The organism is Streptomyces sp. NPDC044984, assembly GCF_040646935.1.
In the GTDB taxonomy this organism is placed as follows: Bacteria; Actinomycetota; Actinomycetes; order Streptomycetales; family Streptomycetaceae; genus Streptomyces.
Window position 1 is genome coordinate 1 of sequence record NZ_JBEZBE010000005.1, and the last position, 24,301, is coordinate 24,301.

The following is a 24,301-nucleotide window of genomic DNA, read 5'->3' on the forward strand; positions in this document are numbered from 1 at the left end:
GGGGCGGCCTCGTCGGAGGCCGGGACGGCGGCCGGGAGGACGGCCGGGTCGACGGCGTCGCCGGGGCGCCCTACGGCGCCCCGCCGAGCCTCCTGCCGCGGGATCCGGGCGGTTACCGCTTGTCGACGAGCTTCCAGGCGGTGGGCAGCACGCCCATCGCCAGGGCCGCCTTCAGGGCGTCGCCGATGAGGAACGGGGTGAGGCCGGCCGCGATCGCGGCGGAGGCGGACATGCCGGTGGCGAGGGCCAGGTAGGGCACGCCGACGGCGTAGATGACCGCCGAGCCGAGCACCATGGTGCCCGCCGTGCGCCAGACGGAGCGGTCGGCGCCGCGGCGGGCGAGCGCGCCCACGACGACGGACGCCAGCAGCATGCCCAGGACGTAGCCGAAGGACGGCATCCCCATCCCCGACCTGCCCTCCGCGAACCACGGCACGCCGGCCATGCCCACCAGCGCGTACACCGCCAGGGAGGCGAAGCCGCGGCGGGCGCCGAGGGCGGTGCCGACGAGGAGCGCCGCGAAGGTCTGGCCGGTCACCGGCACCGGGGAGCCGGGGACGGGCACCGCGATCTGGGCGGCGAGGCCGGTGAGCGCGGCGCCGCCGAGCACGAGCGCGGCGTCCCGGACACGGGAGGCCGGGATGAGGTCGGCGAGAACCTGTCCGGATCGGGCGGACGTGACGGTGGCGGTGCTCATGAGGTCTCCGCGGGGTGAGGGCAGTTGGGGACACCGCGACGCTATACCGGCGTCCGCGCGCCGATCACCGTCAGCGGTCGACAAAGGCGCCGACGCGGACTTGGTGGGCTCCGGACAAAGGACGGGGCGAGGAGGGGCGCGAGGTGACGCCGGTCACTGAGGTGACGTGGTTTCGCCGACACACGGCCGGGGAACGGCGGCTGTAGGGATCCACCAAACGGGCCGGACGGCTCCGCGCACCGCGCGATGCCCCCCAAGTAACCGGAGCATCACCCTCCGCATGACACGTGTCCATATGCTGGGCGCCCTCCCCGCGCACGCGGGCGGCCCGCCCAGACTGGGCGGCGTTTTTGCCGTCTCCCGCATTGGACGAGCCGCGCCATGCCCCGCACCTCCCCCGAGCCCTCGGCTTCGCCCGACCAGGGGACACCCCCGGTCGAGACGTCTCCCGAGGCGAACCGCGTCTCCCTCTCGCACGGTCTGAAGCAACGCCATCTGTCGATGATCGCCCTCGGCGGGGTGATCGGCGCCGGGCTGTTCGTCGGCTCCGGGACCGCCATCGCCGCCGCCGGTCCGTCCGTCGTCGTCGCCTACACCCTCTCCGGCCTCCTGGTGATGCTGGTGATGCGGATGCTGGGCGAGATGTCGGCCGCGTATCCGTCGTCCGGCTCCTTCTCGGCGCACGCCGAGCGGGCGATCGGGCCCTGGGCGGGGTTCACCGCCGGCTGGTCGTTCTGGGTGCTGCTGTGCACGGCGGTCGGCCTGGAGGGCATCGGCGCCGCGACGATCGTCACCGGCTGGCTGCCGGGCACGCCCGCGTGGGCGTGGGTGGCGCTGTTCATGGTGGTGTTCTGCGGGACGAACCTCGCGGCGGTGAAGAACTTCGGCGAGTTCGAGTTCTGGTTCGCGGCCCTCAAGGTCGGCGCGATCTCCCTGTTCCTGGTGCTCGGCGCGCTGGCGATCGCCGGCGTGCTGCCGGGCACGGACTCCCCGGGCGCCTCCCACCTCACCGACTTCCTCCCCCACGGCGGCGAGGGCCTGGTGATCGGACTGCTCGCCTCCGTCTTCGCGTACGGCGGTCTGGAGACGGTGACCATCGCGGCGGCCGAGTCGCGGAACCCGGTCGAGGGCGTGGCGGGCGCGGTCCGTACGGCGATGTGGCGGATCGCGCTGTTCTACATCGGTTCGATGGCGGTCGTCGTCACCCTGGTCCCGTGGGACTCCCCGGCGGTGGTCGAGGACGGCCCGTACGTCGCCGCCCTGGACCGCCTCGGCATCCCGGGCGCCGACCAGGTGATGAACGTCGTGATCCTGGTCGCGCTGCTGTCCGCGATGAACGCCAACATCTACGGCGCCTCACGCATCGGCTACTCGCTGGTGGAGCGGGGCCAGGGGCCGAAGGTCCTCGGCCGGGTGTCGGGCGGGGTGCCGCGGATCGCCGTACTGGCCTCCTCGGCCTTCGGCTTCCTGTGCGTGCTGCTGAGCTACTGGCGTCCCGACGACGTCTTCGCCTGGCTGCTGAACACCATCGGCGCGGTGATCCTGGTCGTCTGGATCTTCATCGCCGTCTCCCAGCTGCGGCTGCGCCGCCGGCTGGAGCGCGAGGCGCCGGAGCGGCTCACGGTGCGGATGTGGGCGTTCCCGTGGCTGACGTGGGTGGCGCTGGCCGGCATGGCGGCGGTCTTCGTCCTCATGGCCCGGGAGCCGGACACGCGGGTGCAGCTGTACTCGACGGGCGCGATGACGCTGCTCCTGGCGGCCGGGGGATACGCCTGGCAGCGGGCGCGCGCCCGGAGCTGACGCCCGCCCCGACGGCCCTCGCGCGCACCCGCGGGGGCCGTTTCGCGTACCGGATGCTCACGGACGGCTCTTTTCGCTGCTAGCGTGCAGTTGCAAGTACTTCGCAACATGCGTCCCGCCCCGTGGCCGTCTTCTCACCGTTCACCCGGCAGGCTGAAAGAAGGAAGCCCCCGCGGGGACAGGACTCGCGGGGGCTTCCCGTATGCGGTGAATCAGGGTCATCGTTGCGCAATGGCGACACAGAGGACGATGAAGGACTACTGCTGGACCTGCGACGGGGAGCAGGAGCACCGTCGGCTGAACGGGAAGGAGGAGGACTGGCTCAAGGAACGGCTCGGCCGGTCCGGGGTCGGAGAGTTCTGGCTCTGTGTGAACGTGCTCGACCCCGACACCGGGAGGCAGTGCCGCAACCTGCGCACGGGCTTCAACAAGAAGCCCTTCGCCGCTCCGATCAAGGCACCCGTGATCGAGTGACCGTCACAGGTTGCTGAAGTCCGGTCCCTTCGTCCGCGTGCGCTTGATCTCGTAGAAGCCGGGGACGGAGGCCACCGCGAGGGTGCCGTCCCACAGGCGGGCGGCCTCCTCGCCCTGGGGCGCCGGGGTGACGACCGGGCCGAAGAAGGCGATCTCCTCGCCGTCGGGCCCGGGGACCGCGATGACCGGGGTGCCGACCTCCTGGCCGACCTTCTCGATGCCCTCCTTGTGGGAGGCGCGCAGCTCGGGCTCGTACGGGGTGGAGTCCCAGTGCTCCATGAGGGACTCGGGCAGGCCGACGTCCTTCAGGGCGGCGGCGACCGTCTCCTTCTCCGGGCCCCCGCCCTGGTTGTGGATGCGGGTGCCGAGCGCGGTGTAGAGGTCGCCGAGCACCTCGGCGCCGTGCTCCTGCTGGGCCGCGATGACCACCCGGACCGGGCCCCAGGCCTTGACCTCGAGCATCTCCCGGTACTCCGCGGGGAGCTCGTCGAGCTTGTCCTCGTTGAGGACCGCGAGGCTCATCAGGTGCCAGCGGACCTCGATGTCCCGCACCTTCTCCACCTCCAGCACCCAGCGGGAGGTCATCCAGGCCCAGGGGCACAGCGGGTCGAACCAGAAGTCGACGGGCGTGGCGGGAGACTGCTCCGACATGTCGCTCCTCAGTGAGGTCGGTGAGGGAAGTGTTTCCCCGGGGGGGAACACCGCGCCTCCTCCCGGCCATTCCCGGCTGCCCCGCGTCAGGAGCGCATGGCAGGATCGGTCCTGTTCATCCCTGTCGACGACGCCTGAGGAGTGCCGCCCGTGCCCGGTGAGAATCTGACCCGCGACGAGGCCCGGGAGCGGGCAGCCCTGCTGTCCGTCGACGGGTACGAGGTGTCCCTGGACCTGCGTTCGGCGGTCGGCGAGCACAGCGGCGGCGGGCCGCGCACCTTCCGCTCCGTCACCACCGTCCGGTTCCGCTGCGCCGAGCCGGGCGCGAGCAGCTTCGCGGACCTGATCGCACCCGGCGTGACGGCGGTCTCCCTCAACGGACGCGACCTGGATCCCGGCCAGGTCTTCGACGGCTCCCGGATCACGCTGGAGGACCTGGCCGCCGAGAACGAACTCGTCGTCGACGCGCAGTGCGCCTACTCCCGCACCGGCGAGGGCATGCACCGCTTCGTCGACCCCGAGGACGGCGAGGTGTACCTCTACACCCAGTACGAGCCGGCCGACTCCCGTCGCGTCTTCGCCAACTTCGAGCAGCCCGACCTCAAGGCGCCCTACCGCTTCGAGGTGCGCGCCCCCGAGGGCTGGACGGTGTGGAGCAACGGCGCCGGTGAACTCACCGACGGCGTGTGGCGGTTCGCGGAGACCAAGCCGATCTCGACGTACATCACGTGCGTGGTGGCCGGCCCGTACCACTACGTGACCGACTCCTACGAGCGGGTCCTCGAGGACGGTACGCGCCTGGAGATCCCGCTCGGCGCGATGTGCCGCAAGGGGCTCGCGCCGCACTTCGACGCCGACGACGTGTTCCTGGTGACCAAGCAGGGCCTGGACTTCTTCCACGACCACTTCGACTACCCGTACCCGTTCGGCAAGTACGACCAGGCGTTCGTGCCCGAGTACAACCTGGGCGCGATGGAGAACCCGGGGATGGTGACCTTCCGGGAGGAGTTCATCTTCCGGGGCAAGGTGACGCGGGCGTCGTACGAGGGCCGCGCCAACGTCATCCTGCACGAGATGGCGCACATGTGGTTCGGCGACCTGGTCACCATGGAGTGGTGGGACGACCTGTGGCTGAAGGAGTCCTTCGCGGACTTCATGGGCGCGTTCTCGCTGGTCGGCGCGACCCGCTTCACCGACGGCTGGATCACCTTCGCCAACCGCCGCAAGGCGTGGGCGTACCGCGCGGACCAGCTGCCGTCCACGCACCCGATCACCGCCGACATCCGCGACCTGCAGGACGCCAAGCTCAACTTCGACGGCATCACCTACGCCAAGGGCGCCTCGGTGCTCAAGCAGCTGGTGGCGTACGCAGGCCAGGACGCGTTCCTGGAGGGCGCCCGGCGCTACTTCAAGCGGCACGCGTACGGCAACACCCGCCTCGGTGACCTGCTGTCGGTCCTGGAGGAGACCAGCGGCCGCGACATGGCCGCCTGGTCGCGGGCGTGGCTGCAGACGGCCGGCGTCAACTCCCTCACCCCGCAGGTGCTGCTGCGCGCGGACGGCCGGATCGACGAGCTGGCGATCGTGCAGGAGGCCGCCGAGTCGCACCCCGAACTGCGCCCGCACCGGGTGGCGGTGGGCCTGTACCGGCGCACCGAGGACGCCGGAGGGCTGCCGGCGCTGGAGCGGTACGCGCGGACCGAGACGGACGTCGAGGGCGCGCGCACGGTCGTGGCGGAGCTGGCGGGCGCCGAGGCGCCGGACCTGGTGCTGGTCAACGACGACGACCTGACGTACTGCAAGACGCGGTTCGACGAGACCTCGCTGGCGGCGCTGCGGCGCGGCCTCGGCCACATGACCGACCCGCTGGCCCGCGCCCTGTGCTGGTCGGCGCTGTGGAACATGACGCGGGACGCGCTGCTGCCGGCCCGGGAGTTCATCGGTCTGGTGGTGAAGTTCGCGGGCCAGGAGACCGACATCGGCGTGCTGCAGATGCTGCACGCGTGGGCGGAGTCGGCGGCGGTGCACTACACCGCGGCCGAGCGGCGGGCGGAGGCCGGGCGGGAGCTCTGCCAGATCGCCTCCGTCCAGATGCACTCCGCCGAGGCGGGCAGCGAGCACCAGCTGGCGTGGGCGCGGTTCTTCGCGCGCGTGGCCGATGTGCCGGCCGCCTTCGAGCTGCTGGCCTCGCTGCTCGACGGCACGGTGACCCTGCCGGGCCTGGAGGTGGACCAGGAGCTGCGCTGGGCGTTCCTGGAGCCGCTGGCCGCGCACGGGGTGGCGGACGAGAAGCGGCTGGACGAGGAGCTGGCCCGGGACGACACCGCGTCCGGCAAGCGGCACCACGTGCGCTGTCTGGCCGCCCGCCCGTCGGCGGCGGTCAAGGCGCGGTGCTGGGCGCAGGTCGTGGAGTCGGACGCGCTCTCCAACGCGCTGGTGGAGGCGACGATCTCGGGCTTCGCGCAGGCGTCCCAGCGGGAGCTGCTCGCGCCGTACGCGGAGAAGTACTTCGCGGCGATCGAGCGGGTGTGGACCGAGCGGTCGATCCAGATCGGCATGGACGTGGTGCGGGGCCTGTTCCCCGCCTTCCAGGACTCGCAGGCGACGCTGGACGCGACGGACGCGTGGCTCACGTCCCACGAGGACGCGGCCCCGGCCCTGCGCCGCCTGGTCCTGGAGTCCCGTGACGACCTGGCCCGCGCGCTGCGCGGGCAGGCCTGCGACGCGGCCGCCGCCGGTCGCTGAGGGGCGGATCCGGCCCTCGGCCGGGCGTTCCGCCATCGTTACAAGACGCCCGTGACCCCTGGTCCGCAACCGGGCGGACCAGGGGTTCTCGGTATCCGAACACACGTCCTTTAGTGCGTGCTTGTCCTCATTTGTCGACGAACGTGTAACAGGGGTTCGGAGACGGGCCGAAGGCGGGAAATTGCCGGGCATGAACCACAACACCCCGCTCTCCCCCCGCCCCCTGCACCACCTCTCCGCCGGCGCCGGGCGCCGGGTGCTGACCCACGCGCAGCTGCGCGCCCACGGCGTCTCGGCCGCGGAGGCCGGCCGGCGGTGCGGCCCCGACGGACCCTGGCAGCAGCTCCTCCCGGGCGTCGTCCTGCTCCACCCCGGCCCGCCGACCGGCGAGGAGCGGCTGCACGCGGTGCTGCTGTACGCGGCACGGGAGCGGACCTCGGGCGTCCCCGTCCAGCCCGGTACGGAGGGCCCTCCGGCGTCCGCCTGCGGGGAGGTGATGATCACCGGGCCGGCCGCGCTAACCCTGCACGGCTTCTCCTCCACTCCCCCGCTGCCGTCCCTGGAGGTCTTCGACGTCCTGGTCCCGCGGCTGCGCCGGCTGCGCTCGACGGGCTGTGCCCGTATCGTCCGCACCGCCGACCTGCCCGTCCCGGAGCAGGTCACGGGCCTGCCGGTGGCCCCGGTCCCGCGCGCGCTGGCCGACGCCGTGGCGGGCCTCGAGGACGCCGGCACGGTGCGCCGGCTGCTCACGGAGGCGGTGCGCGGCGGCTTCTGCGACCCGGCGGCGGTGGTGCGCGAGCTGACCGCCGCGAAGCTGCTGAACCGGCCGCACGTGGTGGACGCGGTGGACTCGCTGCTGGCCGAGGGGCGGGCGCTGGCGGAGTCCCGGCTGTACCGGATGGTGCGCGACCACGGCCTGCCCGACCCGTGCTGGAACGTCGACCTGCGGCTGCCGGGCGGGCCCCGCCTCGGCGGTCTGGACGCGTACTGGCCGGAGCACGCGGTGGCGGTGGAGCTGGACACCCGTGCGCCGCGCCCGGGCCGGCGGCCCGACGACGAGGCCGAGTGGTCGCAGTACGCCCGCAAGCGCGAACACCTAGAGCGCCTCGGCATCACGGTCGTCCACATCACCCCGCGCAAACTGCGGGACGCGATGGAGCAGCAGGCGGCGGTGGTCCGTACGGCGCTGATGGCCTCGGCCGACCGCGGCCCGTCGGCGTACGTCGTGGTGCTGCCCCGGTAGGGGGCCGGGGCGGCACCGTCAGGAGGGGAGGGGAGGGGCCGCCGGGCGGCCCCTCCCCGTGCGTGCGCCGGGTCAGCGCTTCCTCAGCACCAGCTCGGTGTTGCGGTCCCCCGGGTCGCCGGCCAGGTCCGTGCGGGAGCCGGGGGCGTTGAAGGAGAGTTCGCGGTAGAGGGCGGCCAGGCCGGTCTGGGAGAGGTCGGTGAAGTCCGTGCGGTGCGGGGCCGAGGACTCGACGAGGGTGGTGAAGAGCGAGAGCGTGCCGTCCTTGTTGTCCACCAGCTCGATGACGCGAGCCAGTTGGGGGAAGTCGACGTGGGAGGCGGTGGAGATCTCCCAGAAGGCGCCGCCGGACCCGGTGTGCGGGGTGATCGCGTTGCGGTGGATGTGGCCGTTGACCCAGGCGACCACGTTGCGGTGCCGGCCGAGGAGTGCGACGAGCTCCTCGCCGGTGTGGCGCCGCTCCTCGGGGCGGGCCGGGTCGCGGTGGGTGTTGTTCATCGACGTGCTCGTGTGGTGGCTGAACACGATGGCGTGGGAGTCCTGGTTCCCGGCGAGCGTCCGCTCCAGCCAGCGCAGCTGTGCCGTGCCGAGGGAGCCGGTGTAGTGGCCGCCCGGGTCGGTGGTGTCGAGGCTGATGCCGAGGACGTCGTCGGCGATGCGGAAGGCGTAGTACTGGGTGCCCGCGTCGAGGTTCTCCGCGGAGTAGCCGTGTCCCACCGGGCCGACACCGCGGTACGCCGGGTCCAGGTGCGCCTGGAGGTACTCGGCGGGGGTGAAGGGGGCGCGTTTCTCGTCGGGGGTGACGGAGCGCATGGAGCGGGCATGGGCCGCCAGGAAGTCGCCGTACCGCACACCCCTGGGGTCCTTGGCCTTCTTGATGGTCTGCTGGAGCCGGTGCGCCTCGGCCGCCGGCAGGTCCATCAGCTTCCGTCCGCCGACGGCGAGTTCGGTGAGGCGGGAGTCGCCGTGGGAGGCGTAGCAGCCGAGCGGCATGGAGTCGTGGTTGCCGACGGTGGAGTACCAGGGCAGGTTGAGGCCGGGGCTGTTCACCTCGCGGACGGCCGCCGCGAGGAAGCCGTCCAGGTGCGGGAAGCCGAGCCGCTTGTCGGCGTCGCGGAGTGCGGTGTCGGGGTGCCAGTAGTGCCTCAGCCCGCTGTTCTGGACGCCCTCGTAATGGCGCGGGTCCCCCGTGTTCGGGGTGACGCGGCCCCCGCTCATCACCGTCAGGAACCATTCCAGCTCCGAGCGGCAGTTGTTGTCCGTGTTGTCGCCGGTGGTCATCGCGAAGTGCAGCGGTGAGCCGGTGACGGGGGCGCCGCGCAGCGCGTTGACCCGCTCCACGAGGGCGACCGCGCCCTGGACGGTCAGGGCCTCCTGGGGCCGCCAGGCGTGGACGTCCGTCGAGCGCAGGTACTCCAGGCGCAGCGGATGCTGGGTGTCGATGAGGTGCAGGTCGGTGAGCTGCACGAACGCGGCGAGCGCGGTCCGGCGGCCGTCCCGCCCGGGCTGCGGTCCGGCCAGCTCACCGCGCACCACCCGGCCCCAGCCCGGCCCCTCGGCGAGACGCCGGTAACCCGGGCCGCGGCGCGGAGCCGCCGCGGCGGCGACGGTGGTGCCTCGGGTGTACGGGGCGAGCGGAGCGGCCGGCGCCTGGCGGGAGGAGGCGAGCACGGCCTCCTCCGCACCGGCAGCCGGGCCCGCCGCGGCCGCGGCCCGGTCGTCGCCGGGCCACAGGGCGTAGCCGGCCCCGGCGGAGAGGGCCACCGCTCCGGTGGCGGCGAGGAGGGAACGACGGTGGGGTCCAGTGGAGCCGGCGACTGAGCGTGTGCGCGACATGGCGCTTGTCTCCCCGGGTGCGAACGCGTCGGCAGTGGTCGCGGAGCGCCCGCCGGGCGAACGTCCCGCTCGTCCTGGATGCTTGGCGCCGGGGATGGCCCGGGCGTGAACGAGACGGCAACGCGCGACGCCTATCGCCGTACGTCGCTCCCGGACCGCCGCAGGTGTCGACGACCGCTCCCGCGCCCGCCGGGAAGCGGTCACTCCGCGTTCATCTCACGGGGCAGCGGCTAGCCTTCCACCGCCTCCACCCGTCCTGCCGCGGGGCGTTCCCGCCACAGTCGCAGCCCGATGTCGACCATGCGGACGCGGACCAGGTCCGGGACGGCGTCCAGGGGCTGCCGGGCGGCGAGTTCGGTGGGGTCCCCCCGGTCGAGCGAAGCCGGGACGGGGGGAGGGGTTCGCCGCCGGTGATCCGGCCCTCGTGGACCGGTCGTACGCCGTGGTGGTCGACGGAGCGGCCGAAGCGGGCGGGAACTGTCCGTCGCGCACCACCACGCCGTAGGCCGCCACCCTCGGATTCCGTCGCCTCGGGGGACGTCGGCCCGGCGGCGACGGATCGGCAGGACAGTACGCGGGGCGGACCAAGGGCGGGCCCCGTTGCGAGGGCCCGCCCCTGGTCCGCCGGGCGCCGTCCGGCCGCGGTCAGCCGTCCGGCCGCGGTCAGCCGTCCGCCGCCTTGATGCCTCCGATGTTGATGTCCTTGCAGCTGTGTTCGATGAACTCGCCCACGGCGAAACTCGCCGCTCGCGCGTTCTCCTCGTCCTCGGGATCGAAGTGGTCGTACCAGTCGAGGAGCGTGGTGAATTCGTCCTGGACGCCGTCGGGCGCCTGCTCGCTCAGGTCCGCCAGGACGTGGTGCTTCTCGTGCAGGCCCATGTCGTGCGCGGTCTGCAGATCCAGGGGGGACGCGGTGCGGCAGAAGGCCGCTTGCTGCCGGGCGTTCGGGAAATCGTCCGCCGTGGCCCACTGGTGGCCCAGCACTCCCACGGCGGCACCACACACGAGCACCGCGACGCCCACCCGCAGGAGCGTACGCCGGGGCATCACGTACCCGCCTTGATGGCGTTCAGGTCGTGGGTGTCGAACTTGTAGTGAGCCGCCGTCGTGCTGCGCATGCAGGAGTTGTTGTCGGTGTCGTTCGACGCCTTGCGGTGACCCAGGTCGGCGGTGTGCCCGAATTCGTGGCAGCCCATCGTGAGCCATTCGCGGTCGCTGTGATACTGAGCGGTGTTGAACTGAATGGTGAAGACGTCACAGGAAGTCCACAGCGCGTTCCAGTCCTTGCACCGGGTCTGTGCCGCCCAGGTGACCCCCGTGGTCTTGTAGTCGTGGACCTCGAGGTCCCCGCCCCCCCACGACGTGGTGATGACGCTTCGTTCGAGCTGCTGCTTACCCCATTCCATGGCCCCCTGGCCCTTCGCCGTCAGGCTGTAGCCCTTGACCGCCTGATTCCTGTTGTCCGGGTCGAAGGAGCTGTCGTCGTGGCCCGCGTGGGCCGGCGACGTGAGGGAGGCGAAGAGCGTGGCGATCAGCGCTATCCGGAGCGGACGCGGAGTACGTGACATTCTCTGCTCTCGTTTCAGGTGGAGGAGGGGTACGGAGTGGGTTCCGAGCCGTCGTTCGTGCCCAGATCTGTGGGTTCCGCGCCCACGGGGGCCGTCGGGATCGGTGACCCCTCGTACCCGGCGGGCGGAGCCGCCGGCATGTCGGCGGGGGTCGGCATGTCCTCGGGCGGGTTCTTGGTGTCGTAGATCCGCTTGAGGTAATAACCCAGTTCGAACATCTGGTAGCCCTCGATGCTCTGCTTCAGAGCCGACCCCTCCTCCGCCGAGGAGATAAGCCAATCGTCGGCCGTGATTTCCGCCCGGCCTTCCGTGGAAATCACGTTCCAGCGCTTCGGGTCGTCGGTGCGGCGCAAGAAGAACAGGTATTCCTTGCCGACCTCGCTCCAGGAGTAGTTGTTCACCTGATACCCGTCGCCACTGGCGTCCCAGCCCCATTCCTCGACCTTGATGGGATCGGGGAAGGAGTACATCCCGTTGCGCGAGAACGCCTCGTTCACCTTGAGCGTCACGTCACGGGCCTGAGTGGCGGCACTTTCCTCACCCGGTTCGGCGGTTTCGTCAGCGCCCACGATGCGCCCGGGGTCCACCTGGGTCACCGTCGCACGGACGACGGCGACCGAAGTCACGGCCATCTGCCCGACGTCTTCGAATTCCGTGCCCTCCATCGAGTGCGCGACCACTTCGGGCTGCGAGTCCAGGGTCCTGCCCTTGGCCTCCGCGCTCGGCAGCACGGTCACGGCGCCGACGACGACCGCCACGGCGGCGGTGGCCGCGGCGGCCCACACGCCCCACTTCGAGACGCGGAATTCCGACCTTCTCACGTCACCCTCCCCTCCCTGTAAAGACCACGTGATCATGGTCGGGAGTGATCGTAAAGGCTTGACCGGTTCATGGCAAGGAATAATCACACGGGCGATTTTCGCGACCTACGCGATTCGCGCAATCGAAATGCACCATCTGCACCAAGGGGCCGCCCAAGCGACACAACGTTCCGAATTGCCCGGATTAATCCATTTACCCATCGGCGACATAGGGGGTTTTCCCTATGCCTCCATCTCGATCAGGTCAACTCTCCCCGAAAACTCATCTCTTGCGTAAAGCTATGTGATCGTCCGATAGCGAATTTCGGACAGCGGTGACCTGTATCAATCATTTCTGGTCGCCCGTCTCTCGTTCCTTACCTGCAAGGGATGCCGATGACCCACTCCCCCCAACGCAAATCCATACGGGGCGCGAGACGCGTGGCCAGCGTCGCCGTGGCCGCCGGTCTCGTCGTCGCGCTCTCCGCGGCCGGGCCGATCCCCCTGGCCATGGCCGCCGACACGCCGCCCACCGCCCCCGCCGACGCGGACGTCAAGTCCGCGCACGACAAGCTCGGCGCGGACGACGCGGACCTGCTCGCCGAGGCCAAGGCCGACGACGTCAAGAACGTCACGATGATGATCGCCACCGCCCCCGGCAAAACCGAGCAGGTCGCCGAGCAGTTGGACGCGGTCAAGGGCGGTTCGGTCGGCCGGACCCACGACGAGCTCGGCTACGTCCGGGCCACCGTCCCCACCGGCAAGGCGGACGCGGCGATCGCCGCCGCCACCAAGCTGTCCTCCGTGCACGGCGTCGACCTGCGCGAGGAGATCCCGCTGGACGACCCGACACCGAGCGCGGACACCGCGAAGCAGGCCGGGGGCAAGGGCACCGCCTCGTACCCGGCGCCGGGCAAGCGGACGCCCGCGAAGAACCCGTACAACCCGTCCTTCGAGACCGGTGCCGTCGAGTTCGTCGAGGACAACCCGAAGGCGGACGGCCGGGGTGTCACCATCGGCATCCTCGACTCGGGCGTCGACCTCGGCCACCCGGCGCTGCAGAAGACCACCACCGGCGAGCGCAAGATCGTCGACTGGGTGACGGCCACCGACCCGCTCGTCGACGGCGACAAAACCTGGCGCCCTATGGTCGATTCCGTCTCCGGGCCGTCCTTCGTCCACGGGGACAGGACCTGGCGGGCCCCGGAGGGCTCCTACCGGGTGAGCACCTTCCTGGAGTCGTACACCGCCGGCGGCGACGCGGCCGGTGACGCCAACCGTGACGGCGACACCACCGACTCCTGGGGCCTGCTCTACGACGCGGCGGCCGGCACCGTCCGCGTCGACCTGAACAACAACTTCGACTTCACCGACGACACGCCCATGAAGCCGTACAAGGACGGCTTCCAGATCGGGTACTTCGGCACCGACGACCCGGCCACCGACGTCGCCGAGCGCCAGCCGTTCGTCGTGGAGATCCGCAAGGACGTCGTCCACAACGCGGCCGGCGCCAAGGCCGACTTCGTCAACATCGGCGTCATCGAGGGCTCGCACGGCTCGCACGTCGCCGGCATCACCGCCGCCAACGGCCTGTTCGGCGGGCGGATGGACGGCGCCGCCCCCGGTGCGAAGATCGTCTCCTCCCGCGCCTGCACCTGGACCGGCGGCTGCACCAACGTCGCGCTCACCGAGGGCATGATCGACCTCGTCACCGAGCGTGGCGTCGACATCGTCAACATGTCCATCGGCGGTCTGCCGGCGCTCAACGACGGCAACAACGCCCGCGCCGAGCTGTACACCCGCCTGATCGACACCTACGGCGTCCAGCTGGTGATCTCCGCGGGCAACTCGGGACCCGGCGCCAACACCATCGGCGACCCGTCGCTCGCCGACAAGGTCATCTCGGTCGGCGCGTCCGCCTCCCGCGAGACCTGGGCCGCCAACTACGGTTCCGTGGTGGAGAAGAAGTACGCCATGATGCCGTTCTCCTCGCGCGGTCCGCGTGAGGACGGCGGCTTCACGCCGACGCTGGTCGCGCCCGGCGCGGCGATCAACACCATCCAGACCTGGCTGCCGGGCGCCCCGGTCGCCGAGGCGGGCTACACCCTCCCGGCCGGCTACGGCATGCTCCAGGGCACCTCGATGGCCTCCCCGCAGGCCGCCGGCGCCTCCGCGCTGCTGCTGTCCGCCGCGAAGCAGAAGCGCATCGACCTCACCCCCGCGAAGCTGCGCACCGCCCTCACCTCCACCGCCGAGCACATCAAGGGCGTGCAGGCCTACGAGGAGGGCGCCGGCCTCATCGACATCGAGGACGCCTGGGACGCCATCCGCGACGGCGCCACCGCGCACACGTACACGGTGAAGGCGCCGGTCGACACCGCGATCGACCAGTTCCTGAAGACGCCCGGCTTCGGCACCGGTCTCTACGACCGTGAGGGCGGCCTGAAGGCCGGCCAGAAGAAGACGTACGACGTCACCGTCACCCGTACGTCCGGACCCGACCGCGCGATCCGCCACGAACTCGACATCGAGAACAACGCGGGCCGCACCTTCCGCATCCTCGGCGACGACGACGTCGCGCTGCCGCTGAACGAGCCGGTCACCGTCAAGGTCCAGGCCGCGCCGGGCTCGGCCGGCATCAAGAGCGCGATCCTGGAGGTCGACGACCCGCGCACCGAGGGCGTCGACCAGCAGATTCTCAGCACCGTGGTCGTCTCCGCGCCGCTGGAGCACACCTTCTCCGCGTCCGGCACGGCCCAGCGCAACAGCCACACCTCCTACTTCGTCACCGTGCCCGAGGGCGCGCAGACGCTGGAGATCGCGATGAGCGGGCTGAAGAGCGGCAGCCAGACCCGGTTCATCGCCATCCACCCGTACGGCGTCCCGGCCGACCCGACGTCGACGGTCAACTGCTACCCGAACTACACCAACCCGGCCAACACCTGCCGCCCCGACGTGCGTGCGTACGCGAACCCGCAGCCGGGCGTCTGGGAGATCGAGGTCGAGTCGCGCCGCACCTCGCCGCTGCTCGACAACCCGTACCAGCTGGACGTCGCCGTCCTCGGCGCGGTCTTCGACCCGGAGACCGTGACCGTGCCCGAGGCGAAGGTGGGCACACCGGCCACCGCCTCCTGGAAGGTGACGAACGGGTTCGCCGCCCTGGAGGGCAAGCTCGTCGGCGGCCCGCTCGGCTCGTCCAAGACGGACCGTCCGGCCATCAGGACCGGTGAGAAGCACACCACCACGGTGGAGGTGCCCGAGGGCGCCACGTCGCTCGACGTCGCCATCGGCAACGTCTCCGACACCTCCGCCGACCTGGACCTGGCGGTCAAGGACGAGAAGGGCGAGGTCGTCGGCCAGTCCGCCGACGGCGACTCGGAGGAGTCGGTCTCCGTCGTCGAGCCGACGGCGGGCACGTACACCGTGGAGGTCGTGGGCTACTCCGTCCCGGCCGGTTCCACGGACTACGACTACCGCGACGTCTTCTTCGCGGCCACGCTCGGCTCCGTCTCCGTCGCCGACTCCGCGCCGGTGAAGCTCGGCACGGGCGACTCGGCCACCGTCTCCGGTGACGTCACCGTCGCCGCGGCGGCTCCCGAGGGACGCGCGTTCTTCGGACGGGTCCAGCTGGTCAACGCGCGCGGCACGGTCGCGGGCGTCGGCAGCGTGGCCATCGGGAAGGTTGTCCCGTAGGCACCGGCGATACCCCGAGGGGGCGGGCGCCCGTACCGGCGCCCGCCCCCTCGTCGTGCGCAGGGGTCAGCCGGCACCGTCGCACGTGAGGCCCCGGGCTCCGGGCAGCGCCCGCTCCACACGCAGCCGCCCCTCCTCCAGGGCGTCACGGACGGCGGGTCCCAACCCGTGCTCCGGAGTGGGCGGATCACCCTCGCGGTAGCTCTCCGGCCCTTCCCCGGCCACGTCCGACACCAGCACCAGCATGCGCGTCCCGGTCCTGTAGTACGCCGGTACGTTCGCCCCTTCGTCGGTGAAGGCCAGGTGCCGTCCACCGCCCGCCGGCTTGTAGTGACGGTCCACGTCCAGCACGATCCGGTAGCGGTCGTCCCCGCCCGCGGGTTCCACCCGCTCCACCGTGCCCTCGACGACGGCATCGGAGCAGGCGATGAGCCCCTCGTAGGTGAGTGAGGCCTCGGCTCCGCCGTCCACCGCGCCGTTGTGGGCCACGAGGTACGCCGTCCCCGTGCCCAGCAGCGCGACGGCCGCCGACGCGGCGAGGAGGAACAGGCGCCGTCGTCCGCGCACCGGTGCCGTCGCCTGTTCCCGCTGCGCGGGTCCGGCCGCGTCGCGGGCCAGCCCGTCCCCGATCCACCGCAGCTGTGCGCGCACGGCGTCCATGTCGCGTGCCGCGGCCGCGTGCCGCCCCCCGGCGTCCTCGTCCCGCCCGGGCGGGGGCCCACCCAGCAGGACCGCCATCAGCTCGTCTTCCCTGTCCGCGCTCATACCGCCTCTTCCACGTGCAGCCGGTCCCGCAGGAGCTTCGCCGCCGCGTACAGCCTGCTCTTGACCGTCCCCAGGGGGATGCCGAGGTGCTCGGCGATCTGCGGGACCGTGAGGTCCGCGTAATAGCGCAGGACCAGAACCTGTCGCTGCGCGGCGGGCAGGGCGTCGAGTCCCTCAGCTACGGCGAGGGCCTGCAGGCTGTTCTCCGTGCCGTCCTGGACCCGGTCGTCCGGTGCGCTCAGCCGGGTGAGCCGCTCACTGACGCGCTCCTGCCGGTGTCTGGTGCGGTGCCAGTCCACGGCCAGGTTCGAGGCGACCACCACGGCCCAGGCCCCGACGTCCCGCGGCGGCTCCTCGCCCCGCGCCCTGCGTTCGACCAGGCGCAGCCGTACCTGCTGGAGCCCGTCCTGGAGGTCGTCCTGCGGAACCCCGCCGAGAGCCAGGACGGCACGGACCCGGTCGGCCTGTGCCGTGTCCAGCGGGTCGGCGCCCGCGTCCGCGTCCCGAGGTCTCCTGATCGGCACCCGTTGTTACCCCCTCATCCGTGTTTCTCCTGTGACGCGTTTCTCCTATGACGCGGGAGCACCGCGGATCGTTCGATCAAGTTCGCGTCACGGGCAGTCGAGCCCCCGTGACGGGCCCAGCGAGGCGATGATCAACGCTCGTTCGCGGGCGACGTCCCGCTCGCCGACGACCCAGTGGTCGGGGGTGGCCGAGCCCCGGGGCACGCCGAGCAGCACGCGGGCCCCCGCGGCGACGTCGGACACGGTATCCTCCTCGGCCCTGATGACCAGTTCGCGTCCGCCCGGCCCCTCCGGCTTGTAGGAGCGGGTCACGTCCATCGTGATCCGCAGCACGCCGGTCCGCTCGACGCGTTCGACGGCGGTGACCGTGCCCTCGACGACGAGGGAGGCGCAGGCGAGGTAGCGCGGGCTGCCGAACAGGACGCCGGACTCCTCCTTGGCGGCGGCCGAGTCGGCGCTGCTCCCCGAGGCCGAGCCGGCACCCCCGCCCTGCGCGATCAGCCACCCCATGCCCCCCGTCACGGCCGCGACGGCCGCCGCGACGAGGGTGGCGAGGGCCCACCGGGGCCGTCGGCGCCGGCCGTACGACTCCCTGACCGGTGCCGGCGCGGTGCGGGGCGACGGCTCCCCGGCCAGCGCGTCGCCGATCATCCCGAGCTGCTCGCGCAGCAGCACCACGTCCGCCTCGGCCCTGCGGTGCTCGGCCCTGAAGGCGGCGTCCGCGCGCGCCTCGTCCGGCAGCGGCTCACCGGTGATCGCGGACATCAGCGCGTCGGCACCGCTGTGTTCGGGGGCCATGTCACACCACCTCGTCCTCGTGCAGGCGGGCGCGCAGGGCGCGTACCGCCGTGTGCAGCCTGCTCTTGACCGTGCCCTCCGGGACGCCGAGCTGCTCGGCGATGGACCGTACCGGCAGGTCGGCGTAGAAGCGCAGCACCACCACCTGGCGCTGCGCGTCGGGCAGCTCGTCCAGGCCGCGGGCGACGGCGAGGGAGAGCAGGCTGGTCTCCTCGCCGGACGGAACCGTCTCCGCCGGGCGGAGTGCGGTGAGGCGCTCGCCCAGCCGCTCCTGGCGCCGCTTGGCGCGGTGCCAGTCCATGGCGAGGTTGGAGGCGACGACCGCCGCCCACGCCGAGACGTCCCGCGGCGCCTCCCGCCCGCTCGCGGCGCGCTCCAGCAGCCGCAGGCGGACCTGCTGCACCCCGTCCGGCAGGTCCGCCTGCGGTACCCCGCCCAGTGCGAGCACCGCCCGCACCCGGCGTTCCTGCGCCGCGTCCAGCGGGTCGTCGTCCGTGGCGACGTACGACGACCCCCGGCCGCGCCGGATCCTTCCGCGCAGCACCGGCCACCCCCCTCACGCTGTTTCCCCTACGACGCCGGTCCCGCCCGGAACGTTCGACGGGGTCCTCCGAACCCCGTCGAGGCGTACGTCACACCATCGTGTGGACAGGGGCGGACCGGGCAGGGGACCTTGCGGTCCACGACCCCCGGAAGCTGAATTTATGCAGTTCACAGGGGTGCCGGCCGAAGGTCCGCAACCGGTGGCCGCTGCCGGTGTGTCCCACGTGGTGGGCAGCACCCGCAAAGAATTGGACAGGCGGGCCGTGGTCGGCCGCATCATGGAAGAGCCTCGGCCAGGCATTCAGGAACAAACCAGGACACAGTAGGGAGTCGCCGTGAGGGTCGGAATCGTCGGAGCCACCGGTCAGGTGGGCACGGTCATGCGCAGGATCCTCAAGGAGCGGAACTTCCCCGTCACGGAGCTGCGCCTGTTCGCCTCGGCCCGTTCGGCGGGCACGGAGCTGGACGGCGTGACGGTGGAGGACGCGTCCACCGCCGACTACAGCGGCCTGGACATCGTGCTGTTCTCCGCGGGCGGCGCGACCTCGAAGGCGCTGGCCGAGAAGGTCGCCGCGCAGGGCGCGGTCGTGATCGACAACTCCTCCGCCTGGCGCAAGGACCCCGAGGTCCCCCTCGTCGTCTCCGAGGTGAACCCGCACGCCATCGCGAACCGCCCCAAGGGCATCATCGCCAACCCGAACTGCACCACGATGGCCGCGATGCCGGTGCTGCGTCCGCTGCACGCGGAGGCGGGCCTGGAGGCGCTGGTCGTCGCCACGTACCAGGCGGTGTCCGGCTCGGGCCTCGCGGGCGTCGCGGAGCTGCACGGCCAGGCGTCGAAGGTGATCGACGAGGCCGACAAGCTGACCCATGACGGCGCGGCGGTCGACTTCCCCGAGCCCGGCGTCTACCAGCGCCCCATCGCCTTCAACGTGCTGCCGCTGGCCGGCAACCTCGTCGACGACGGTCTGAACGAGACCGACGAGGAGCAGAAGCTGCGCAACGAGTCCCGCAAGATCCTGGAGATCCCCGGGCTGAAGGTCTCCGGCACCTGTGTGCGCGTCCCGGTCTTCTCCGGCCACTCGCTCCAGATCAACGCCCGCTTCGCCCGTCCGATCAGCGCCGAGCGCGCGACCGAGCTGCTGGCGGACGCCCCCGGTGTCGTCCTCACCGACATCCCCACCCCGCTCCAGGCCGCCGGCCAGGACCCGTCGTACGTCGGCCGGATCCGCCCCGACGAGACGGTGGAGCACGGCCTCGCGCTGTTCGTCTCCAACGACAACCTCCGCAAGGGCGCGGCGCTGAACGCCGTGCAGATCGCGGAGCTGGTGGCGGCGGAGCTGTCCGCCGCGTAGGACACCGCCTCCCAGGGGCGGTCACCCGGCGCGGGGGTCACCCGGTACCGGGTGACCGCCCCGTCCCCGTGTGACGTCCCCGGTTGCGGAGTGCGGCAATCCGCCCCGCCGCTCGTGTCGATCATGTGAAGATCGCGCCATGACGCAGATGACGAAGGGCGGCAACCTGCTCGTTCCCGCAGCCGCCCTCCAGGTGGCGGTGACCTGGCGGCAGGGCCCCTCCGTACCGGACGTGGACGTCTCGGCCCTGCTGCTCGACGCGACGGGCCGGGTCCGCTCGGACGCCGACCTCGTCTTCTACAACCAGCCGGCCCATCCGTCGGGCACCGTGCGCCACCTGGGCAAGGGCCAGGGGGCCGAGGGCACGAGCGCCGACTGGCTGTGGCTGGACCTGGCGGCCGTCGAGCCCGGGGTGGACCGGGTCGCGGTGGCCGCGTCCGCCGACGCGGGAACGTTCGGGCAGGTGCCGCTGCTGGACGTCCGGGTCGCCCTGCCGGACGGGCAGCCGGTCGCGTCCTTCGCGATCGGGGACGCCTCGACGGAGACCGCCTTCGTCTTCGGCGAGTTCTACCGCAGGAACGGCGGCTGGAAGTTCCGCGCGGTGGGACAGGGGTACGCCTCGGGCCTCGCCGGGCTCGCGACGGACTTCGGCATCTCGGTCGCCGAGGACCCGCAGCCGGTCCCCGCGGCCGCTCCCGCGCCCTTCCCCGCCGCCGCCCCGGCCTCTCCTCCGCCGCCGCCCCCGCCTTCCGGCTTCGCTCCGGCCCCTTACGGCCCTCCGGACTCTTACGCCCCTGCGGCTCCTTACTCCCCTCCGGCCTCTTACGCTCCCCCGACCTCTTACGTTCCTCCGGCCCCTTACGCTCCCCCGGCGGCGCCCCCTCATGCGGCTCCGGCCGCCCCGTCTTCCCCGGCCGCGCCCGCCGGCCGGCTGGCGTCGGAGCTGGCGCTCTCCTTCCCGCCGTTCACGCACCAGGCCTCGGGCAAGCAGCGCGTCACCTGCCCGCCGAACCTGCCGCCCGGCGCCCGCGTGGTCGTCGAGATCGAGTGCCGGGACAGCATCTCGGTGCGCATCGACGCCTGCGACGCGTACGGTCGCGCCGACCGGGACCTGCTGGCGGCGTACGAGGACGAGGTGCACGCCCGTACGTTCGCCACCGTCCCCGAGGACCGCCCGCTGTCCCTGCTGGTGCGCGCCGACACGCCCTGGACGCTGCGGGTGCTGCCGCTCGCCCACGCCCGGCGCCTGGTGCACAGCCTCAACGGCAGGGGTGCGGACCTGCTGGTGTACGAGGGTCCCGCGGGCGTGCTGTCCTTCGTGCACCAGGGCGAGAGCAACTTCACCGTCTGGCACCACTTCACCTCGCCCGACCCCGAGTGGCAGGGCGACGACGAGGACCTCCTCGTCAACGAGGTCGGCCGGCTCGACGTGCTGGCCCCCGTCCAGGCGCCCGGCCTCCTGCGCATCGAGGCCGACGGCCCCTGGCGGGTCGGGGTGGGCGGCTGAGACGGGCCCCGGGAGCTCAGTCCCGGCGCACCTCGTACAGGAAGCAGCCGTACTCGACGGCCCGTACGTGCACCAGCGCCACCTCGGGGTCGGTGAAGGCCTCGGTGAGGGCGGGTCCGAAGTCCTCCGGTGCCCCGACCAGGCGGCCGCCCAGGATGCGGCCGTCGGCGGAGTAGCGGCGGAGCGTGCGGTGGGCGTTCGTGAAGGGAAGCTCCGCGCCCTTTGGGCCCGCGCACTCCTCGGCGTGGATGAACACGGGGCCCTGTTCGTCGTAGGCGCCGGGGTCCGCGCCCGTCTCCGCCGCCCAGCGGCGCAGCGGCGCGTAGGAGACGAGGGCCACGCGCTCCCCGGGGCGGCTGCGGCGCAGGCAGCAGCGGAGCGGGGCGCCGCCCTCCTCGTCGGTGCGGGGGACCGCCGGGCGGCCGGCGTCGTCGGCGGCCAGCAGTTCCCGCAGGACCGGTGGCGGTACGGGACGTGCGGTGCGGTGCGTCATGTCCTCCAGGCTCGCTCCCCGCGCCCCGCCCCACCGGCGGATTCCGGACGTCGAGCCCCACCCTCGCCCGCCGGACGACACAGGGGAATCCCCATGGTCCGGCTCGGTCATCGCCTCATCCCGATGTCGCGTGGAAGGATGGCGCAACCCACACATATCGAGGAGATGACCGCGTGCCTGGCACAAACCTGACTCGCGAAGAGGCGCGGCAGCGGGCGAAGCTGCTGACCGTTGACTCGTACGAGATCGATCTCGACCTCTCCGGCGCGCAGGAGGGCGGCACCTACCGGTCCGTGACCACGGTGCGCTTCGACGTCGCCGAGGACGGCGACGGCGCGGAGACCTTCATCGACCTGGTGGCTCCCACCGTGCACGAGGTGACCCTCAACGGGGACTCCCTCGACCCCGCCGAGGTCTTCGCGGACTCCCGCATCGCCCTGCCCGGCCTGCTGAGGGGCCGCAACATCCTCCGGGTGAGCGCCGACTGCGCGTACACCAACACCGGTGAGGGTCTGCACCGGTTCGTCGACCCGGTCGACGACCAGGCGTACCTCTACACCCAGTTCGAGGTGCCCGACGCCCGCCGCGTCTTCGCGAGCTTCGAGCAGCCGGACCTGAAGGCGACCTTCCAGTTCACCGTGAAGGCGCCCGAGGGCTGGACCGTCATCTCCAACTCGCCCACGCCCGAACCGCGGGAGAACGTCTGGACGTTCGAGCCGACCCCGCGCATCTCGTCGTACATCACGGCGCTGATCGTCGGCCCGTACCACTCCGTCCACAGCGTCTACGAGAAGGACGGCCAGTCCGTCCCGCTCGGCATCTACTGCCGTCCGTCGCTCGCCGAGTACCTCGACTCCGACGCGATCTTCGAGGTCACCCGGCAGGGCTTCGACTGGTTCCAGGAGAAGTTCGACTACGCGTACCCGTTCGAGAAGTACGACCAGCTGTTCGTGCCGGAGTTCAACGCGGGCGCGATGGAGAACGCGGGCGCGGTGACCATCCGCGACCAGTACGTCTTCCGGTCGAAGGTGACGGACGCGGCGTACGAGGTGCGCGCGGAGACCATCCTGCACGAGCTGGCCCACATGTGGTTCGGCGACCTGGTCACCATGGAGTGGTGGAACGACCTGTGGCTGAACGAGTCGTTCGCCACCTACACGTCCATCGCCTGCCAGGCGGCGGCGCCGGGCTCGAAGTGGCCGCACTCGTGGACGACCTTCGCGAACTCCATGAAGACCTGGGCCTACCGCCAGGACCAGCTGCCGTCCACGCACCCGATCATGGCGGACATCCGCGACCTGGACGACGTGCTCGTCAACTTCGACGGCATCACGTACGCCAAGGGCGCGTCCGTGCTGAAGCAGCTCGTCGCGTACGTCGGTGAGGACGAGTTCTTCCGGGGCGTGCAGGCGTACTTCAAGCGCCACGCGTACGGCAACACGCGCCTGTCCGACCTGCTGGGCGCGCTGGAGGAGACCTCCGGCCGCGATCTGAAGACGTGGTCGAGGCAGTGGCTGGAGACGGCCGGCATCAACGTGCTGCGCCCGGAGATCGAGACGGACGCCGACGGTGTGGTCACCTCCTTCGCCGTCCGCCAGGAGGCCCCCGCGCTGCCGGCCGGCGCGAAGGGCGAGCCGACGCTGCGCCCGCACCGCATCGCGGTCGGCGCCTACGACCTCGACGCGGACGGCAGGCTGGTGCGCGGCGAGCGCGTCGAACTGGACGTCGACGGCGAGCTGACGGCCGTACCGCAGCTGGTCGGCAAGCGCCGCCCGGCGGTCGTCCTGCTGAACGACGACGACCTCTCCTACGCCAAGGTCCGCCTGGACGAGCAGTCGCTCGCCGTCGTCACCGAGCACCTCGGCGACTTCGCGGAGTCCCTGCCCCGCGCGCTGTGCTGGGCCTCCGCCTGGGACATGACCCGGGACGCGGAACTCGCCGCCCGCGACTACCTGTCCCTGGTCCTGTCGGGCATCGGCAAGGAGTCCGACATCGGTGTCGTGCAGTCGCTGCACCGCCAGGTGAAGCTGGCGATCGACCTGTACGCCGACCCGAACGCCCGCGAGACCCTGCTGGCCCGCTGGACCGACGCCGCGCTGGCCCACCTGCGGTCCGCCGAGCCGGCCGGTGACCACCAGCTCGCGTGGGCGCGGGCGTTCGCCGCGACGGCCCGCACGCCGGAGCAGCTGGACCTGCTGGAGGGCCTGCTGGCCGGTACGCAGACCGTCGAGGGGCTGGCCGTGGACACGGAGCTGCGCTGGTCGTTCGTGCAGCGGCTGGCGGCGGTGGGCCGGTTCGACGAGGCGGAGATCGCGGCCGAGTACGAGCGGGACAGGACGGCGGCCGGTGAGCGGCACGCCGCGACCGCCCGCGCGGCCCGCCCGACCCCGCAGGCCAAGGCGGAGGCGTGGGAGGCGGTCGTCGAGTCCGACAAGCTGCCGAACGCCGTCCAGGAGGCGGTCATCGCCGGCTTCGTCCAGACCGACCAGCGCGAGCTGCTGGCGCCGTACACGGACCGGTACTTCGAGGCGCTGGCGGACGTCTGGGCGTCCCGTTCGCACGAGATCGCCCAGCAGATCGCGGTCGGCCTCTACCCGACGGTCCAGGTCTCCCGCGAGACCCTCGACAAGACGGACGCCTGGCTGGCCTCCGCCGAGCCGGGCGCGGCCCTGCGCCGCCTGGTCTCGGAGTCCCGCGCGGGCGTGGAGCGCGCCCTGCGCGCCCAGGCGGCGGACGCGGCGGCGTCCTAGCCGGTACGCGCATCAGGGGCGCCCGGCCTCGTTCCGGGCGCCCCTGTTCCCCGTCGGCG

General features: G+C 72.0%; 19 protein-coding genes. 8 read left to right on the top strand and 11 right to left on the bottom strand.

What is annotated here, in order from left to right:
• Nucleotides 1-112: 112 nt before the first annotated feature.
• Nucleotides 113-697 (bottom strand): biotin transporter BioY, encoded by a 585-nt coding sequence (locus AB0A94_RS06905; RefSeq protein WP_361739946.1) that lies wholly within the window; start codon nucleotides 695-697, stop codon nucleotides 113-115.
• A gap of 381 nt (nucleotides 698-1,078) precedes the next feature.
• On the opposite strand from AB0A94_RS06905, the gene AB0A94_RS06910 reads away from it, so the two are divergent.
• Both AB0A94_RS06910 and AB0A94_RS06915 read left to right on the top strand, forming a co-directional pair.
• Nucleotides 1,079-2,497 (top strand): amino acid permease, encoded by a 1,419-nt coding sequence (locus AB0A94_RS06910; RefSeq protein WP_361739949.1) that lies wholly within the window; start codon nucleotides 1,079-1,081, stop codon nucleotides 2,495-2,497.
• A 231-nt stretch (nucleotides 2,498-2,728) separates the two neighbouring features.
• On the top strand, nucleotides 2,729-2,971 hold the full coding sequence (locus tag AB0A94_RS06915; RefSeq protein WP_361739952.1) for a hypothetical protein: 243 nt from the start codon (nucleotides 2,729-2,731) through the stop codon (nucleotides 2,969-2,971).
• 3 nt (nucleotides 2,972-2,974) lie between these two features.
• Here AB0A94_RS06915 and AB0A94_RS06920 read toward each other — a convergent pair whose 3' ends face one another.
• Complete coding sequence (locus tag AB0A94_RS06920) at nucleotides 2,975-3,622, bottom strand: DsbA family protein (protein ID WP_361739955.1); 648 nt, start codon at nucleotides 3,620-3,622, stop codon at nucleotides 2,975-2,977.
• Nucleotides 3,623-3,772: 150 nt separating this feature from the next.
• Here AB0A94_RS06920 and pepN (AB0A94_RS06925) point away from each other — a divergent pair, with 150 nt between their 5' ends.
• Both pepN (AB0A94_RS06925) and AB0A94_RS06930 read left to right on the top strand, forming a co-directional pair.
• Nucleotides 3,773-6,367 carry an aminopeptidase N gene (pepN, locus tag AB0A94_RS06925; protein WP_361739958.1) on the top strand — a complete coding sequence of 865 codons (2,595 nt, stop codon included), beginning with the start codon at nucleotides 3,773-3,775 and terminating at the stop codon, nucleotides 6,365-6,367.
• Between the two features lie 190 nt (nucleotides 6,368-6,557).
• Nucleotides 6,558-7,610 (top strand): hypothetical protein, encoded by a 1,053-nt coding sequence (locus AB0A94_RS06930; protein ID WP_361739960.1) that lies wholly within the window; start codon nucleotides 6,558-6,560, stop codon nucleotides 7,608-7,610.
• A gap of 72 nt (nucleotides 7,611-7,682) precedes the next feature.
• On the opposite strand, the gene AB0A94_RS06935 is transcribed toward AB0A94_RS06930, so the two are convergent.
• From AB0A94_RS06935 to AB0A94_RS06950, 4 genes are all read right to left on the bottom strand, one after another.
• Nucleotides 7,683-9,446 (bottom strand): TIGR03767 family metallophosphoesterase, encoded by a 1,764-nt coding sequence (locus tag AB0A94_RS06935; RefSeq protein ID WP_361739963.1) that lies wholly within the window; start codon nucleotides 9,444-9,446, stop codon nucleotides 7,683-7,685.
• Nucleotides 9,447-10,109: 663 nt separating this feature from the next.
• Nucleotides 10,110-10,493, bottom strand: coding sequence for a hypothetical protein (locus AB0A94_RS06940; protein ID WP_361739966.1), 384 nt, complete (start codon nucleotides 10,491-10,493; stop codon nucleotides 10,110-10,112).
• Nucleotides 10,493-11,014 carry a hypothetical protein gene (locus AB0A94_RS06945; RefSeq protein ID WP_361739969.1) on the bottom strand — a complete coding sequence of 174 codons (522 nt, stop codon included), beginning with the start codon at nucleotides 11,012-11,014 and terminating at the stop codon, nucleotides 10,493-10,495. The genes AB0A94_RS06940 and AB0A94_RS06945 overlap by 1 nt, the downstream gene beginning before the upstream one ends.
• Before the next feature lie 14 nt (nucleotides 11,015-11,028).
• Complete coding sequence (locus AB0A94_RS06950; RefSeq protein WP_361739972.1) at nucleotides 11,029-11,799, bottom strand: hypothetical protein; 771 nt, start codon at nucleotides 11,797-11,799, stop codon at nucleotides 11,029-11,031.
• A 411-nt stretch (nucleotides 11,800-12,210) separates the two neighbouring features.
• On the opposite strand from AB0A94_RS06950, the gene AB0A94_RS06955 reads away from it, so the two are divergent.
• Complete coding sequence (locus AB0A94_RS06955; RefSeq protein WP_361739975.1) at nucleotides 12,211-15,507, top strand: S8 family serine peptidase; 3,297 nt, start codon at nucleotides 12,211-12,213, stop codon at nucleotides 15,505-15,507.
• Nucleotides 15,508-15,573: 66 nt separating this feature from the next.
• On the opposite strand, the gene AB0A94_RS06960 is transcribed toward AB0A94_RS06955, so the two are convergent.
• From AB0A94_RS06960 to AB0A94_RS06975, 4 genes are all read right to left on the bottom strand, one after another.
• Nucleotides 15,574-16,272, bottom strand: coding sequence for a hypothetical protein (locus AB0A94_RS06960; RefSeq protein ID WP_361739978.1), 699 nt, complete (start codon nucleotides 16,270-16,272; stop codon nucleotides 15,574-15,576).
• Complete coding sequence (locus tag AB0A94_RS06965) at nucleotides 16,269-16,796, bottom strand: sigma-70 family RNA polymerase sigma factor (protein WP_361739980.1); 528 nt, start codon at nucleotides 16,794-16,796, stop codon at nucleotides 16,269-16,271. Before AB0A94_RS06965 ends, AB0A94_RS06960 begins: the two co-directional genes overlap by 4 nt.
• A gap of 87 nt (nucleotides 16,797-16,883) precedes the next feature.
• Nucleotides 16,884-17,594 carry a hypothetical protein gene (locus AB0A94_RS06970; protein WP_361739983.1) on the bottom strand — a complete coding sequence of 237 codons (711 nt, stop codon included), beginning with the start codon at nucleotides 17,592-17,594 and terminating at the stop codon, nucleotides 16,884-16,886.
• Between the two features lies 1 nt (nucleotide 17,595).
• Nucleotides 17,596-18,138 (bottom strand): sigma-70 family RNA polymerase sigma factor, encoded by a 543-nt coding sequence (locus AB0A94_RS06975; RefSeq protein WP_361739986.1) that lies wholly within the window; start codon nucleotides 18,136-18,138, stop codon nucleotides 17,596-17,598.
• A 334-nt stretch (nucleotides 18,139-18,472) separates the two neighbouring features.
• On the opposite strand from AB0A94_RS06975, the gene AB0A94_RS06980 reads away from it, so the two are divergent.
• A complete protein-coding gene (locus AB0A94_RS06980; protein WP_361739989.1) occupies nucleotides 18,473-19,492 on the top strand; it encodes an aspartate-semialdehyde dehydrogenase in 1,020 nt (339 codons plus the stop codon).
• A gap of 139 nt (nucleotides 19,493-19,631) precedes the next feature.
• On the top strand, nucleotides 19,632-20,999 hold the full coding sequence (locus tag AB0A94_RS06985; protein ID WP_361739992.1) for a TerD family protein: 1,368 nt from the start codon (nucleotides 19,632-19,634) through the stop codon (nucleotides 20,997-20,999).
• Between the two features lie 16 nt (nucleotides 21,000-21,015).
• Here the strand turns inward: AB0A94_RS06985 and AB0A94_RS06990 are convergent, their stop codons facing one another.
• Nucleotides 21,016-21,492, bottom strand: coding sequence for a DUF1203 domain-containing protein (locus tag AB0A94_RS06990; RefSeq protein ID WP_361739995.1), 477 nt, complete (start codon nucleotides 21,490-21,492; stop codon nucleotides 21,016-21,018).
• Between the two features lie 173 nt (nucleotides 21,493-21,665).
• On the opposite strand from AB0A94_RS06990, the gene pepN (AB0A94_RS06995) reads away from it, so the two are divergent.
• Complete coding sequence (gene pepN, locus AB0A94_RS06995; RefSeq protein ID WP_361739998.1) at nucleotides 21,666-24,242, top strand: aminopeptidase N; 2,577 nt, start codon at nucleotides 21,666-21,668, stop codon at nucleotides 24,240-24,242.
• The last annotated feature ends 59 nt before the right edge of the window (nucleotides 24,243-24,301 follow it).

What these genes read in the sequence shown, in the direction of transcription:
- AB0A94_RS06905 (WP_361739946.1), bottom strand. Translation starts at nt 697, where the DNA reads ATGAGCACCGCCACCGTCACGTCCGCCCGATCCGGACAGGTTCTCGCC.
- AB0A94_RS06910 (WP_361739949.1), top strand. Translation starts at nt 1,079, where the DNA reads ATGCCCCGCACCTCCCCCGAGCCCTCGGCTTCGCCCGACCAGGGGACA.
- AB0A94_RS06915 (WP_361739952.1), top strand. Translation starts at nt 2,729, where the DNA reads ATGGCGACACAGAGGACGATGAAGGACTACTGCTGGACCTGCGACGGG.
- AB0A94_RS06920 (WP_361739955.1), bottom strand. Translation starts at nt 3,622, where the DNA reads ATGTCGGAGCAGTCTCCCGCCACGCCCGTCGACTTCTGGTTCGACCCG.
- AB0A94_RS06930 (WP_361739960.1), top strand. Translation starts at nt 6,558, where the DNA reads ATGAACCACAACACCCCGCTCTCCCCCCGCCCCCTGCACCACCTCTCC.
- AB0A94_RS06935 (WP_361739963.1), bottom strand. Translation starts at nt 9,446, where the DNA reads ATGTCGCGCACACGCTCAGTCGCCGGCTCCACTGGACCCCACCGTCGT.
- AB0A94_RS06940 (WP_361739966.1), bottom strand. Translation starts at nt 10,493, where the DNA reads ATGCCCCGGCGTACGCTCCTGCGGGTGGGCGTCGCGGTGCTCGTGTGT.
- AB0A94_RS06945 (WP_361739969.1), bottom strand. Translation starts at nt 11,014, where the DNA reads ATGTCACGTACTCCGCGTCCGCTCCGGATAGCGCTGATCGCCACGCTC.
- AB0A94_RS06955 (WP_361739975.1), top strand. Translation starts at nt 12,211, where the DNA reads ATGACCCACTCCCCCCAACGCAAATCCATACGGGGCGCGAGACGCGTG.
- AB0A94_RS06960 (WP_361739978.1), bottom strand. Translation starts at nt 16,272, where the DNA reads ATGAGCGCGGACAGGGAAGACGAGCTGATGGCGGTCCTGCTGGGTGGG.
- AB0A94_RS06970 (WP_361739983.1), bottom strand. Translation starts at nt 17,594, where the DNA reads ATGGCCCCCGAACACAGCGGTGCCGACGCGCTGATGTCCGCGATCACC.
- AB0A94_RS06985 (WP_361739992.1), top strand. Translation starts at nt 19,632, where the DNA reads ATGACGCAGATGACGAAGGGCGGCAACCTGCTCGTTCCCGCAGCCGCC.
- AB0A94_RS06990 (WP_361739995.1), bottom strand. Translation starts at nt 21,492, where the DNA reads ATGACGCACCGCACCGCACGTCCCGTACCGCCACCGGTCCTGCGGGAA.